The organism is Metasolibacillus sp. (genome assembly GCF_025291715.1).
GTDB lineage: Bacteria > Bacillota > Bacilli > Bacillales_A > Planococcaceae > Metasolibacillus > Metasolibacillus louembei.
The window spans coordinates 25229-40401 of sequence record NZ_JAMBIZ010000027.1 but is presented as its reverse complement, the minus strand read 5'-3'; the positions used below and the strand labels follow the sequence as shown (position 1 = coordinate 40401).

Genomic DNA, 15173 nt, shown 5'->3' with positions numbered 1-15173 from the left:
ATTTTATTTTGGAGGTTATATACATGTCAGTTAAATGGGAAAAACAAGAAGGTAACCAAGGTTTATTAACAATCGAGGTGCCAGCTACAGAAGTAAACAAAGCTTTAGATAAAGCATTTGCAAAAGTTGTAAAGCAAATTAACGTACCAGGTTTCCGTAAAGGGAAAATGCCTCGCCCGATGTTTGAAAAGCGCTTTGGTGCTGAAGCACTTTACCAAGATGCTTTAGAAATCATCATTCCAGAAGCATACTCAAATGCCATCGACGAAGCTGGTATTGAGCCAGTGGATTTCCCAGAAATCGCTGGAACTGAAAACTTTGAAAAGGGCGCAGACTTTACATTTACTGCAACAGTAACAGTAAAGCCAGAGCCAAAATTAGGAGACTACAAAGGTCTTGAAGTAACAAAGCTTCCAACAGAAGTAACAGACGAAGAAGTAGACGCACAAATCGAAGAGCAATTAGCGAAAAAAGCAGAGCTTGAAATTAAAGAAGATGAAGCAATCGTTGAAGGCGATACAGCTGTAATCGACTTTGAAGGCTTTGTAGGTGATGAAGCTTTCGAAGGTGGTAAAGGTGCTGACTACCCATTAGAAATCGGTTCAGGCTCATTCATCCCAGGCTTTGAAGAGCAATTAGTAGGCGTAAAAGCTGGTGAAGTGAAGGATGTTGTTGTAACATTCCCAGAAGAATACCACGCTGCTGAATTAGCGGGTAAAGAAGCGACATTCAAAGTAACTGTAAAAGAAGTAAAAACAAAAGTATTACCAGAATTAAACGATGAGTTCGCAAAAGAATTAGACTCAGAAGTTGATAGTGTAGAAGCTTTACGCGCAAAAATTAAAGAAACAACTGCAGCACAAAAAGAAACGGATTCTGAAGCAGCATTGCGCGATGAATTAGTTGAAAAAGCAGCTGAAAATGCTGAAATCGACATTCCACAAGCAATGATTAACACAGAAGTAGACCGTATGGTACAAGAGTTTGGCCAACGTTTACAAATGCAAGGTATGAACCTTGATCTTTACTACCAATTCTCAGGTCAAAGCGAAGAAGCTTTACGTGAGCAAATGGCTGCTGACGCTGCAAACCGTGTACGCGTATCATTAACGTTAGAAGCAATCGCTGCAGCTGAAGGTATCGAAGTATCAGAAGAAGATATTAAAGCAGAATTAGAAAAAATGGCTGCTCAATTCGGTATGACAACAGAGCAAATTACATCTGCATTAGGTGGTACATCTGTTTTAGAGAACGATATTCGCACACAAAAAACAGTTGAGTTACTAGTTGAAAACGCAAAAATTTCTTAATCGACTTATTTGCTAAATATAGATAAAACAAGGTGCACAATTTTGCACCTTGTTTTATCACATATACATATAAAAACGTGATAACTGCTCATATATTTTTTAGGTATAACTTATAATATACATAAAGCAAGCATAAAGGCAGTCAATATATTTGATAAAGAACAAATAATCTTGTAAGATTGAAGCTTGAATAGGGGTGAAACAAATTGTTCAAATTTAATGATGAAAATGGCAATTTAAAATGCTCTTTCTGTGGGAAAACACAAGAACAAGTTCGCAGACTGGTAGCAGGACCAGGTGTATACATTTGTGATGAATGTATCGAACTTTGCTCTGAAATTGTTGTAGAAGAGCTTGGAGTAGAAGAGGAAATCGACTTCAAAGATATTCCGAAGCCTAAAGAAATTTTAGGTATTTTGGATGAATATGTGATTGGGCAAGAACGCGCGAAAAAAGCTTTAGCTGTAGCGGTTTACAATCACTATAAACGCATTAACTCAAATGCTAAAATTGACGATGTAGAGTTGTCAAAATCAAATATTGTATTAATCGGACCAACTGGTAGCGGTAAAACTTTATTAGCACAAACGTTAGCACGTATTTTAAACGTACCGTTTGCGATTGCGGATGCGACTTCTTTAACGGAAGCTGGCTATGTTGGGGAAGACGTAGAAAATATACTATTAAAGCTGATTCAAGCAGCGGATTACGATATCGAGCGCGCTGAAAAAGGCATTATTTATATTGACGAAATCGACAAAGTGGCACGTAAATCAGAAAACCCATCGATTACACGTGATGTATCTGGTGAAGGTGTACAACAAGCCTTACTGAAAATTTTAGAGGGTACAGTAGCAAGCGTACCACCACAAGGCGGACGTAAACACCCACACCAAGAGTTTTTACAAATTGATACATCCAACATCCTATTTATCGTAGGTGGTGCATTTGATGGCATCGAACAAATTATTAAACGTCGCCAAGGCGAAAAAGTAATTGGTTTCGGTTCAAATCCGAATAAAGTGGAAGAAGCGGAAGGCTCATTGCTTTCACAATTGATTCCAGAGGACTTATTGAAATTTGGATTAATCCCAGAGTTTATCGGACGTTTACCAGTATTAGCAAGCTTAGAGCAGCTAAACGTAGATGCGCTTGTACAAATTTTAACGGAGCCAAAAAATGCATTGGCAAAGCAATATCAAAAAATGCTTGAACTTGATAATGTAGAGCTAGAATTTGAAGAGAAGGCATTAGAGGAAATTGCGAAGCTAGCGATTGAGCGTAAAACAGGTGCGCGTGGCTTACGTTCTATTATCGAAGCAACAATGCTTGATGTCATGTTTGAATTACCATCGCGTGACGATATTGTCAAATGTATCATTACGGCTGAAACAATCGTTGATAAAGCAGAGCCGAAATTGCTGTTAGCAGATGGCACTGAATTAAAAAAAAATAACGAAAAAACATCTGCTTAAACTATTAAAGTAACAACAGAAGCTGACATCAAACGTGCATCAGCACAAGTAGATGATCAGCTTTTCATTTACGTGAAATTTTTGTACATAAAAATGATTCGTGTCCGATAACAAATAAAGATGTTAAATTAAACACATACTATCAAAAGCGGGTTGTTACGGATTACTCCTGCGGTTACTCGTCGCAGAAAATATTGATTATTAATGGAGGTGAATCCCGCATGAGTGAAATGAAAGAAAATATACCATTGTTACCTTTAAGAGGCTTACTTGTTTACCCTTCGATGGTGCTACATATTGATGTAGGGCGGGATCGTTCAGTGGCAGCATTAGAGCATGCAATGATGAATGAAAGCTATATTTTTTTAATAGTGCAAAAGGATATGCGTGTTGAAGCACCAGAAAAAGCAGATTTATTTAAAATCGGAACACTAGCGACTGTAAAGCAAATGCTAAAATTGCCAAATGGAACGCTACGCATTTTAGTAGAAGGCATTAGCCGAGGCGCGATTAAAAAATATAAAGACGATGTTGATTTTACCAAAGTAGATGTCGAATTATCGGAAGATCCAACATTCAAAGACGCTGAAACAGAAGCTCTAATGCGTACTTTATTGATGTATTTTGAAAAATATGCAAAAATGTCAAAGAAAATTACAGAGGAAACGATTGAATCTGTACTTGATATTACAGAGCCTGGCAGATTAGCGGATGTTATCGCATCACATTTGCCATTAAAGGTACAAGAAAAACAGGAAGTTTTAGCGATTTTTAATGTCAAAAAGCGTTTAGATAACTTAATTATTCGCTTACATGATGAACAGGAAATTTTAGATTTAGAAAAGAAAATTAATAACAAAGTAAAGCAAGCGATGGAGCGCACGCAAAAAGAATACTACTTGCGTGAGCAAATGAAGGCGATTCAAACAGAGCTTGGTGACCGCGATGGCAAAATGGGTGAAATTACAGAATTGCGTAAGCGCATTGATGCAGCAGGGATGCCTGAATCGACAAGAAAAGTCGCTCTAAAAGAACTTGATCGTTATGAAAAGCTGCCAGCAGCAAGTGCTGAAAGCGGTGTGATTCGCAATTATGTAGAATGGCTTGTGTCCATCCCTTGGAGTGAAAAAACGACAGATCGTTTAGATATTGCACATGCAGAGGAAATTTTAAATCGCGATCATGATGGGCTTGAAAAAGTGAAGGAACGCATTTTAGAATATTTATCTGTACGTCAGCTGACAAATACATTACGTGGTCCGATTTTATGTTTAGCTGGACCACCGGGTGTAGGGAAGACGAGTTTAGCACGTTCTATTGCTGAAAGCTTAGACCGTAAATTCGTCCGTGTTTCACTTGGCGGTGTGCGTGATGAATCTGAAATTCGTGGACATCGTCGCACATATGTCGGGGCAATGCCAGGACGTATTATTCAAGGAATGAAAAAAGCAGGAACAATTAATCCGGTCTTTTTATTAGATGAAATTGATAAAATGTCCAACGATTTCCGAGGTGACCCTTCAGCCGCTATGCTTGAAGTGTTAGACCCAGAGCAAAATAACACATTCAGCGATCACTATATTGAGGAAACATACGATTTATCCAATGTCTTATTTGTCGCAACAGCCAATGATTTGAGCACGATTCCTGCGCCATTGCTTGACCGTATGGAAATCATTACAATTGCAGGCTATACAGAGCTTGAAAAAACGATGATTGCAACGAATCACTTAGCACCAAAGCAAATGCAGGAACATGGCTTGAAAAAAGCACAGCTTGTGTTGAAGGAAGAAGCGATTATCGATTTAATTCGTTACTATACACGTGAAGCAGGTGTACGTAGCTTAGAGCGTCAAATTGCAACAATTTGCCGTAAAGTAGCAAAAATTATCGTGTCAGGTGAGAAAAAGCGTGTAACAGTCAATTCCAAAACATTGGTTGAGCTGCTTGGTAAACACCGTTATCGTTACGGTCAAGCAGAGCAGGAAAATCAAATTGGTGTTGCAACAGGCTTGGCTTATACAACGGTTGGTGGCGACACGCTGCAAATCGAGGTTTCATTAACACCTGGAAAGGGTAAAATCCAATTGACAGGTAAGCTTGGCGATGTGATGAAAGAGTCGGCACAAACAGCTTTAACTTTTGTGCGCTCTTTAACGAAGCAACTTGGCGTAGATGCTGACTTTTTTGAGCAGCACGATTTACACATCCATGTACCTGAAGGCGCTGTGCCAAAGGATGGACCGTCAGCAGGCATTACAATGGCAACTGCAATTGTGTCAGCTATTACCAATAAGCCAATTAAACGTGAAATCGGTATGACAGGTGAAATTACGCTACGTGGTCGCGTATTGCCGATTGGTGGCTTAAAGGAAAAATCATTAAGCGCACATCGAGCAGGTTTGACAACGGTCATTTTACCGAAAGACAATGAGCGCGATATTGACGATATTCCAGAGGTAATTCGTGAACAGCTCACATTTAAACTTGTGTCACAAGCAGAGGAAGTACTTGCATTGGCACTTGACGGAGGTTTTTAATTAATGAAAGTCCATAATGTCGAAATGGTCATTAGTGCCGTTAGACCAGAGCAATACCCAGAAGATGGACTGCCAGAATTTGCATTAGCAGGTCGCTCCAACGTCGGAAAATCATCGTTTATTAACCGAATGATTGGACGTAAAGCGATGGCGCGTATTTCCTCAAAGCCGGGGAAAACGCAAACATTGAACTTTTATAAAATCGAAGAGCAACTATTTTTTGTCGATGTACCAGGCTATGGCTACGCAAAGGTATCAAAATCAGAGCGAGCAGCTTGGGGCAAAATGATTGAAAAATATTTTACTGGTCGAGAAATCTTAAAAGCGGTTATGCTAATCGTCGATTTGCGTCATCCACCAACAGGGGATGATTGCATGATGTATGATTTTTTAAAGCATTACAATATTCCATGTATCGTCGTTGCAACGAAGGCAGACAAAATCCCAAAAGGCAAGTGGGATAAACATAAAAAAATCGTAAAAGAAACACTTGATATGGACCCAGCAGACAAACTCATCGTCTTTTCCTCGGAAACAGGCTTAGGCTTTGAGCAAGCATGGGAAGAAATCGAGAGCTATATGTAATAAAATTCAATGGGGCTTGTCCGAACTTCGGATAAGTCCCTTATTTTAGTTTTGATGGGCGAATCACTACTTTGAGACTAAAAAAATAGCGTTGCACGCTGTCTCTTTTTTTAAAGTTTTTATAAGATAGCAACAAAATGCCCACTGATTGCCATATCACTTTATGTTAAAATGAAAAGAAAATACTAGAAAATCCATGTTTTTAGCCGATGAAAAAGAGTAGGGGGATAACTATGTCTACGGTGAAAATAACAGCAGAGAATAGGTCACGCGTCATTGACTTTTTTCAAAAGCATTGGGGTAGCCCAGAAATGGTTATCTCTTCAGGTGTCTATGATTGTAGTAATCTTGACGGTTTTATCTTTGAAGAAAACAATCGAATTTTAGGATTAGTGACATATGTTTTTCATGAAAAGGAAGTCGAAGTTATTTCGTTAGACAGCATTGTAGAGGGGAAAGGAATTGGCTCTTGTTTAATGAAAGAGGTAGAACATTTCGTCCAGCAACAGGGTATAGCAACGATTTCGTTAGTTACAACGAATGATAATTTAAATGCACTGAAGTTTTATCAAAAGCGAGGCTACAAACTCGATGCAATATTTCCAAATGCTGTTAAACAAGCAAGGAAAATAAAACCAAGCATTCCGTTAGTGGGCTATAATGGAATACCAATTACCGATGAAATTCGCCTAGTGAAAAAGCTATAAGGGAGGTCAACATAATGGATATCGCAGCATTAGCAATGAATATGAAGCAGGCACAATTGATGCAGCAAGTATCAATCGCTGTGACAAAACAAGCAATGGAGTTTCAAGAGCAAAGCACAGAGCAGCTATTAGAAGTAATGGATGCACCACATCCAAGCTTAGGTCACGCCATTGATGTTTCTGTATAATAATGACGTCCATTGTGTGCAATGGACATTACATAGGGAATTTGCAACAAAGAGGAGGAAATACATTGTTAAAAAAAGTAGCAACAATATTCATTACGCTTGCTGTTTTAATGAGTCTACTATTACCTAATCAGCAAGCTCAGGCAGCCACAACATATACATTTGTTTCAGCAACGTATAACGAAACAGTTGCCAAGGATGGTACAGTCACAAAAACGTTAAGCGGTGTTACATTGGAAAATAGCAGAGGCAGTCGTAGCACCTTTAATATGGACCGCAGCGCTAAGCTTTTCATTAATAATACGATGACGACAATCGAAGGCTTTAAGCCTGGCATGGAAGTAACCGTAAAAGTAAACTTGCGCCGTGTAACAGAAATGCGTGGTGTTTCAGCAATTGAAGAAGGAACAATTGCACCAAGCAGCAAGCAAAAATATGGTACAGTCACAAAAATTGATCCAAATGGCTTGTTCGTCACAATTAAAATGGATGGTGCAAAAGAGCAAGATTATTATGTCAATAAAAATACGAAATTTATTAAAGGCTCATCTACACATGATTTAAGTGCATTATATGAGGGAGACCGTGTAAAAGTAAAATTTTCAAGCCCTTCCACTTCCATTATTTCTGAAATGGAAATTATCGTAACAGGTGTTCAAGTAGCCAATGTGTATAAAGCAAAGCTACAAACAGTCAATACATCAGCGAATACCTTTGTTGTGCAAAATGCACATGCATTCACAAACTGGCTATTCGGCACTTCTGAAAAAACAGCGATGAATAAATTTACATTTGATAATAATACATCTATTTATGTTGGCAATGAAAAAATTACGAAAAATCAATTAAGAAACTATCAAAACAGTGAGCTTTATTATGTAACAACGAAGCAATTTGGCAAAGAAGTTGTCAAAAAGGTTGTTGTTTTACAAAATAATGAACGCACATACTATGAGCCATTAACAGCTGTCAATACGTCTCTGAACTTCCTACAGCTAGGCTATGCAGGTCAATTATACTTCCATGAAGGCTCGATTTTAATTCGCAATGGTCGTTTAGTAGAGCCATCTACATTAGCTGCATACGGCTCTGCATACGTGGTAACAGATGGCGCGACAGCTAGTCGCTTTGCTCATGTTGTCAATATTACAAATGATAGCTTTACATCGCCAAACTTAAAGCAACAAGGTCTATATTTTGGTCAGCTAGAATTTGTTGATATGGACAATTACTTAGTAGAGCTTGATGAGCTAGAAAAAATCGAAAATAATTATTGGGTGACACAGGAAGATACAATATTTGCTTACAGCAATAGCTCAAACATGGTATCAAATGTTCGCAATGGCGTGATTTCAATTGTGCCAAATATGGATTTAATTGAACATGAAGGCTCATATGGATACTTCTATGTGAAGGATGGCCATATTCAAGCATTACATGTGCTGACTTCATCACAGAAAAAATCACAGCTAGTCTTAACAGGTCGCATTCAAGACTTCCGTACATTGACAAGCAATGGCAAGGAAACACGCTTAATGAATGTTAAAGATGTAAGTCAATGGATAAATAGTGAATGGATCGATAGTGGCTCATTGACGAATGTGATGCTTGATCAAGCGATGATTATTAAAAACGGTAAGGTTATTAAAGCATCAGAGTTAAAAGAATCAGATCGTGTCGTGTTATTCACAAATGCTCAATTTGATGCACATGTAATATTAGTAAATGAATAGTAGTGAGAAATAAAAATAGTGAAGGCTGTTCAAGTGCTGGACAGCCTCCTCGCTATTTGAATAAAGGAGTGTAAAGCATGAAGCAACGTCAATGGTTAATCACAATCGTCTCCTTATTGCTATTTACAATTGTTTTTTATTCAGGAAAAGTTGAGGCAAACACAATTGATTTAAATGGTGGAGTTAAAAATGAGAATACATATGAAGAGTATGTATTTTTGACAGGTGTACCAATTAAATTTACTGGTACAAATAAAAATGTTTCTGTATCCGTATCGGAGAAAAAAGGACAATTGACAGAAACGTATAAGCTGACATTAACAGGAGCGAACGGCGAAAAATTAGCGCGCCAATTTACATATGCATACGATGTAACAAACTATGATCAAATTGGACAAAGCACAGCAACAGGGGAAGTTACAAAGTATACAGAGAAAGTGACGATTGGCAATAAAACGTATACATTGACGGATTATCAGTTTTCTAAAAGTGCTGTTACTGATAAACGACCAGCATCCGATTATTTTTCAGGTAATGCACTTGCACGTAAAACATACTCAGTGAAAAACGGAAAAAATACGGACGAAATTACGATTCATGTGGATAGCCGCAATGAAGGCTACGAAAACTTCTGGGGTGCTACGGAAACACAAATTACAGAGTATGAAATGATATTTGAGGATGGCTCCATTGGTACAGTAAAAAATCGTGTATCTTCATCAAAGTCTCGTACATTAAACTATGAAGAAAATGCCTCGTCCTTATCAAGCTTTTATGGTGGCTATGTTGTAAATAGCGCAGCTGATATTATTTCTGAGTATGACTATAAATTGCCGAAAAAATCGGGCACGGTATCATTAAATTTAAAAATGATGCCTCGTATAGAGCGATTAATTGTTCCGAAATTTAGAGATTTATCGAGCCATCAAGCGAAAGATGCGATTGAAAAACTATATTCTTTAGGTATTTTAGAGGATCAATCGAATTTCTTTTCACCAAATACACCAATGCAACGCTATGACTTTACGATTGCCATTGGAAAAGCAATCGATTTACGTGTGTTGGAAGACACTGAAAAAAGAGGGAAAAAAGCACCTGCAAGCATTTTTAATGATGTGAAACGTACAACAAAGGACTATAACTATTTAGAATCCGCTGTCAAAAAAGGAGTTATTACAGGTATAACACCTACGAAGTTCGATCCTGATGGCTTTTTAACACGTCAGCAGGCAGCTGCCATTTTAGTGCGTGCATTAGGTTTAGAAGGGAAAGCTCCAGACCCAGGCTATCAAACAAACTATCGTGATGATGCGAAAATTACAGACTATGCACGTGATGCAGTTTATGTTGTATCAGAGCTAGGCTTAATGACAGGCGATTCTGTCACAGGAAATTTCAATCCAAAAGGAAAGCTAACACGAGCGCAAGCATCATTAATTATGATGCGTTTCCTTGAATATTTAGAAAATGATTTAAAACAAAACTACCGTGATGATATTTTATTCTTTGATTAAGGAGGGGGCTACATGGCTAACATGAAAAAAACATGGATTATCATCTTATGCTCAGCGTTACTTTTAGCAGGGTGGCTTCCATTAGCAGCTCCAGCGAATGCAGCGCCATCCATTTCGGATGTTGATAAAAATAGTGAAAAATATACAGCAGCGCAATGGGCCATTGACCAAAAATTAGTTCAGCTTTCGGGAAGTAAGTTCCAGCCTAACGTTCTTGTAACAGAGCAGCAAATGCTACAAATGATTGCACAGCTTGATAAAAATTATCATTTCAGTTATGCACATGATATGGTGTACACATATTATGCCGATTTAAACATGCCGATTTATGGGGCAAATAATATGGGACGCCGCACTGCTAATGCAACGAGAGGGCAATTTGCTCGTCTATATGCGGCAATGAATAGCCTTGATTTATCAGAAGTGCAGGCAGTTCAATATTTATATACACATGAAATTACAAAAGGTTTAACAGGTAAGAAAACGTTTGATGATTATGCAGCAACAAAGGCGATTACACGTGGTGACCTTGTGACATTTTTATATCGTGCAGCAAAAAGTGGTGGCATTGCAATTGAAGGCTTAAGCGCAGCGCCATCTGGTAAGGACGATAGCAAAGTAACATTGCCATTAAATTTTGTTAGCTCAAACGGTACAGTAGAATTAAAGCCACCTTCAGATAAGAAGGAAAATGATAAATCTAATAATCCGAGCGCTTTTAAAGCCGTACAAAGCATTAATGTGGAAAAAGAGGAATTAGCAGCAAATGGCTTGGATGCAACAGCTATTCAAATACTATTAAAAGATAGCTATGGCAATGACATTCCATATGATACGACATTGCAATTTAAAGTAACATCAAAGGTTGGAGCTCGCATCGTCGAATCACCACCGACATCAGGCTCAAAGCCAGAGAAAAATGCAGGCAGTAGCACAACAACGATTTTCACTGATGGTGGTGAATTAAATGCATACATTATTGCACCAACATTAACAAAATCAGAAAAAGATTTAATTACATTTGAGCTTGTTAATAATAATGAAACAAAATTTGCCAGCTATCGCAATCAGCGCATCGAAGTGGAATTGCGCTATGTACCAAAAGCGGAAGTGCGCATTTCCTACGAAGTATATGATCCAGACCAGCCAAATGGTGGTGGCAGTGTCACACCAGGTCCAAAGCCATTACCAGCATTACCGGTAGGGAAAGTGGATGGCAGTACAGTACAAACAGTGCCATTTACACCGAATGGTATTATTGAAATCCGTGACTATGATACAGATGAATTAACATTTGATGGATTTAAATGGGAAAACTATACGAATTCATCAGGTCAAATTGTTAATGGTCGTGTTCGAGACGATGCAATCCAATATGGAAATGCAGAGCTACGCATGGATAATCAGCTTATTTCTGTATGGTTATTTGAACAAATTATAGAGCGTATGATTGATGAGTATGGAAGAGTAAATGCCTACTATACCATTAATAGCGAAGGTCGCGCGGTTTATAATTTACAAGATGTAATGGATGAGAGTTTTACAAGTCAATTCGAATCAAAAATCCATGCATTAATTGTTCATTTACTAACGTATTTCCCTAGAAACACAAATGATTTAACGATGGTTCACTATGACAGTGTAAAAGCAGTTAAGGCAATCTTTGATTCTTTAAGCAAGGCAGATCAAGATTATTTAGCGAAAAACTATAAAGATACAGTCGGGAATTTAAGTGGCTATAATGCAAAGGTAGACAGCTTAAAGGAAAGCCAAGAAATTGTGGAGCGTCCTGAAGGAATGGAGCGCTACACGAAAGTGATTGTTAATTTAGTAGCACCGGGTGGACGTGTCATTACAGACTATAAAGGAACAGCGGAAATTGAATTTAATGGACAACGTAAAGTTGTGTCATTCAATACAAATACGACAGATTATAATAAAGGAACAGGCTATGCTGGCTCAGCTGTTGGTTATTTTGATTCCATTGTCTATGGCTCATCAACAGCGACAGCAACATTGGTTTCATCTAATATTGATCCACGTTATCGCGAGATGTTTAGAGAGATCATTGGCGTACCAACAAAGCAAAAAATCTTTACAAACTTTAAATTTACAAAAAACAAATGTACGCTTGCAACGGAAATAGCCTTTATTGTTGACCAATCGAGCTCGATGCGTAAACAAGATCCAAATAATTTTACAGCGGACAAAACAAAGCAGTTGATTCGTCAGATTGGCTCGAATAACAATATCGTTGTTCCGTTTGCTGCAAATCCAGGCTCAGTTGTAAAAGGTACAGCAACAAATATTGCCAATATGGAAGGCTTTATCTCCTATGATAAGCTGTCATCACGCAATACCAACATGGCACAAGCAGTACAGGCAGCACTTAACAACTATACAACAGACGATAAAGTTGCCAAGTCGATGGTATTGATTACAGATGGTAAAACATCGAATGCGCAGGTAGAGCGCATTATTGATAGTGCGAAAAAAGCAAAAATACAAATTCATACGATTGCTGTTGGACCAGCGAAAGATGTTAACACAGCAATCTTGAAAAAAATTGCTTCTGAAACAGGTGGTCAAAGCTATCATGCGACAGATGTAGAACGTTTGCACAGTGCATATCAAGCAGTAATTGATGCGATTTTATGTCAAACATTCGTATCAGATGCAAGCTGTGATACGAGCACAGGTTTATTCAACGCTGCAACAGTCGATGTCACACGTTCAACAGTCATTATGACAGCTGAATTAAATGAAAACTGTACAAATGTAGCATCTGTACAAGTACGTTTTACCTCTGTTAACGGTGATGTCAACTACGACTTAATTGATCGTGGGCAAAATGTTTTCAAAGTAAGCCAATCAATTCGCAAATTTAATCGTTTTGATTTGTATAATGAAGTCATCTTCCGTGCATTTGACCAAAATGGTCATTTAATCGCAGATAAAGAAGTGAAGCTATAAAAATATGGCTATCAGAAAAGAAGGCAAGTGCGCCACTTTTCTGATAGCCATTTGTTTTTATAGTTAATGCTTATTTAATCTATTTGCACTAATTGTTTGTCAATTAGCTTGTATGTATAATCGCTAAGCTGCGCTGCTTCTTTATCACGTGTGGCCATAATAATCGTTTGTCCCTGATTGCGATAAAATGATAATAAATTTAATACTTCATAACATGCCTGTGCATCTAAATAAGCTGTTGGCTCATCAATAATAAGGACACTCGGATTACCAAGGAGCGCACGAGCAATTGCTACGCGATATTTTTCTTCTGACGATAAATCTTCAGGAAAGCATTCAAATAATTCAGCATGAATGCCAACTTGCTGTAATAAGGTTAACGCTTTCGGATATAATGTTTTTCTCGGCTCATCATGAATAAACGGTAAAATCACATTATCCACTATGGAATAATGCGGTAGGAATTTAAAGTTTTGATAGACAAAACCAATATGTTTTCGGCGATAATTACTTCGAGCTTTATCGCTTAATTGATAAAGTGCAATATTATCATACAATACATCTCCCTTAGTTGGCGTCAGTAATCCTGCGATACAGCCTAGAAATATTGTTTTTCCTGTGCCCGCATCACCAATAATTGTATACCATTTTCCTTTTTCAATCGTTAAAGAAATATTATGTAAAATGTTAATGTGTCCTGATGAATATGCGAAAGATTTGCTAAGCTTGTGGATTTCGATCATAATGCTTACCTCGTTTGTATTGATACATTAGTTTCAGCAAAAAATAATCCAGAGTGGATATGTTAATCTCCCCTGGATTATTAGTATCTTTATTTTGCACTGTATTCTTGTGTAAAATATTCTATACCTTGAGCGTCCTTTATCATTCTTTCTCCAATTTTCTCGAATTCAAATTGTCCTGTATTAGGAATTGATATGATATACTTTGAGCCATCAGTTGTAATTTCAGCATTTTCATAAATCTGTCGGAAATTTTCCCCTACCTGTATATCGAGACTTTCTAAAAATAAATCAATATCACTTACTTTCTTATTGTCACTGCGTTCTCCGCTGACTAGTAAACCATCCTCAGTTAGAGCAATTAATTGTCCAGCGTTATTCTGAAAGCCAGAATCTTTAAAATCATCTATCTGTGCTACCCATTCATCATTCGATGTACAAGCAGATAATAGTAAAGTAGCGAATAGCAAGACAAGTAATTTCTTCATCCAATATACACCTCCATTTTGGCATTATAAAAAACTTTTGGACAAACGATTATCTAAGTGGCTAAGAAATGTACGTTAATTTTGTTCATATGCTTTTGTTGGTGTAGGATAATTGCCCATAGAAACATAACCTACATAAAACCCATGATATAAATAGTCTTTATCACGATAGTAAGTATCTAAAGTCAAATGACCAGCGTATGTTCCATCATTATATAAATATGTAAGCGGAGGTGGAGTATTCTTTTTGGGTATTATAACTTCTATTGTGACGAATTTCCTATTTGTTGATGCAGGTTCAACAGTATCAGCATTGGCTACAGTGCTATGATAAGGTAAAAACAAACCTGTGAAAGATACAGTTAAAGAAAATAATAAATATATTGGAAGATATTTTTTCATTGTTTATTGCTCCTTGTAGTAATCTTGTAGGTCTTGTTGGATTTTTGTAGGATGTGGTATAGGGCCATTAGTATTATACACATATCCAGAGTATAAAGCGTAGGAACCATTTAAAGTACGTTCAAAAAATAAATATCCCTCTAAGTATGTTCCATGCATATAACGTTTTGCAAAAATCCATGTAGGAGGTCCAGCTGGGTGAATAAGTGGATTAACAAAATATTCTTGTTCTATCCATACTTTTGTTAAAGTAGGGCTTGCTGTAATAACATTTCCATTCTCATCTTGTGTCTGATGAAGAATATCATTTTCTTCTATCTGATTTGCGGAGGCAGATAAAGAGTTTGTTAGAAAAAAGAGTATAGCTATTGTGAAACATGTAACTAAAATTTGTTTAATTGATGTATTCATGATTTACAGAAAATGCCTTTCTCGTTGATTTATACCTAGGTTGCATTTAGCTTAACATAAATATTTTAACTAGGCACCGCCATTATTCCGCCAACATACCGCCA

At 37.4% G+C, this 15173-nt stretch carries 13 protein-coding genes; 9 read left to right on the top strand and 4 right to left on the bottom strand.

Translation table 11 applies throughout. From position 1 onward, the window contains the following. Positions 1-23 precede the first annotated feature (23 nt). The 9 genes from tig (at position 24) to M3Z76_RS14985 (ending at position 13025) form a co-directional block, all read left to right on the top strand. Positions 24-1310, top strand: coding sequence for a trigger factor (gene tig, locus M3Z76_RS15025; RefSeq protein WP_293928609.1), 1287 nt, complete (start codon positions 24-26; stop codon positions 1308-1310). Between the two features lie 206 nt (positions 1311-1516). Beyond that, on the top strand, positions 1517-2785 hold the full coding sequence (gene clpX, locus M3Z76_RS15020) for an ATP-dependent protease ATP-binding subunit ClpX (protein ID WP_293928607.1): 1269 nt from the start codon (positions 1517-1519) through the stop codon (positions 2783-2785). Positions 2786-3006: 221 nt separating this feature from the next. Continuing rightward, a complete protein-coding gene (gene lon, locus M3Z76_RS15015; RefSeq protein ID WP_293928606.1) occupies positions 3007-5325 on the top strand; it encodes an endopeptidase La in 2319 nt (772 codons plus the stop codon). A 3-nt stretch (positions 5326-5328) separates the two neighbouring features. Then, entirely contained in the window at positions 5329-5910 is a 582-nt protein-coding gene (gene yihA / locus M3Z76_RS15010) for a ribosome biogenesis GTP-binding protein YihA/YsxC (protein WP_293928605.1), read from the top strand. Positions 5911-6143: 233 nt separating this feature from the next. Next, a complete protein-coding gene (locus M3Z76_RS15005) occupies positions 6144-6617 on the top strand; it encodes a GNAT family N-acetyltransferase (protein WP_293928603.1) in 474 nt (157 codons plus the stop codon). Positions 6618-6631: 14 nt separating this feature from the next. After that, positions 6632-6805, top strand: a complete 174-nt coding sequence (locus tag M3Z76_RS15000) for a YjfB family protein (RefSeq protein WP_293928601.1) — start codon at positions 6632-6634, stop codon at positions 6803-6805. A gap of 65 nt (positions 6806-6870) precedes the next feature. Then, the gene (locus M3Z76_RS14995) at positions 6871-8538 is read left to right on the top strand and encodes a hypothetical protein (RefSeq protein WP_293928599.1); all 1668 of its coding nucleotides are present in this window, start codon (positions 6871-6873) and stop codon (positions 8536-8538) included. 77 nt (positions 8539-8615) lie between these two features. Further along, on the top strand, positions 8616-10052 hold the full coding sequence (locus M3Z76_RS14990; protein ID WP_293928597.1) for an S-layer homology domain-containing protein: 1437 nt from the start codon (positions 8616-8618) through the stop codon (positions 10050-10052). Between the two features lie 12 nt (positions 10053-10064). Then, complete coding sequence (locus M3Z76_RS14985) at positions 10065-13025, top strand: vWA domain-containing protein (protein WP_293928596.1); 2961 nt, start codon at positions 10065-10067, stop codon at positions 13023-13025. A 74-nt stretch (positions 13026-13099) separates the two neighbouring features. Here the strand turns inward: M3Z76_RS14985 and M3Z76_RS14980 are convergent, their stop codons facing one another. The 4 genes from M3Z76_RS14980 to M3Z76_RS14965 form a co-directional block, all read right to left on the bottom strand. Further along, positions 13100-13768, bottom strand: a complete 669-nt coding sequence (locus M3Z76_RS14980; protein WP_293928595.1) for an ABC transporter ATP-binding protein — start codon at positions 13766-13768, stop codon at positions 13100-13102. Positions 13769-13857: 89 nt separating this feature from the next. Beyond that, positions 13858-14256 carry a hypothetical protein gene (locus tag M3Z76_RS14975; protein WP_293928593.1) on the bottom strand — a complete coding sequence of 133 codons (399 nt, stop codon included), beginning with the start codon at positions 14254-14256 and terminating at the stop codon, positions 13858-13860. A 75-nt stretch (positions 14257-14331) separates the two neighbouring features. Next, positions 14332-14658: a hypothetical protein gene (locus M3Z76_RS14970; protein ID WP_293928591.1), complete on the bottom strand. Its 327-nt coding sequence runs from the start codon at positions 14656-14658 to the stop codon at positions 14332-14334. A gap of 3 nt (positions 14659-14661) precedes the next feature. Further along, positions 14662-15069: a hypothetical protein gene (locus M3Z76_RS14965; RefSeq protein WP_293928589.1), complete on the bottom strand. Its 408-nt coding sequence runs from the start codon at positions 15067-15069 to the stop codon at positions 14662-14664. Positions 15070-15173 lie beyond the last annotated feature (104 nt).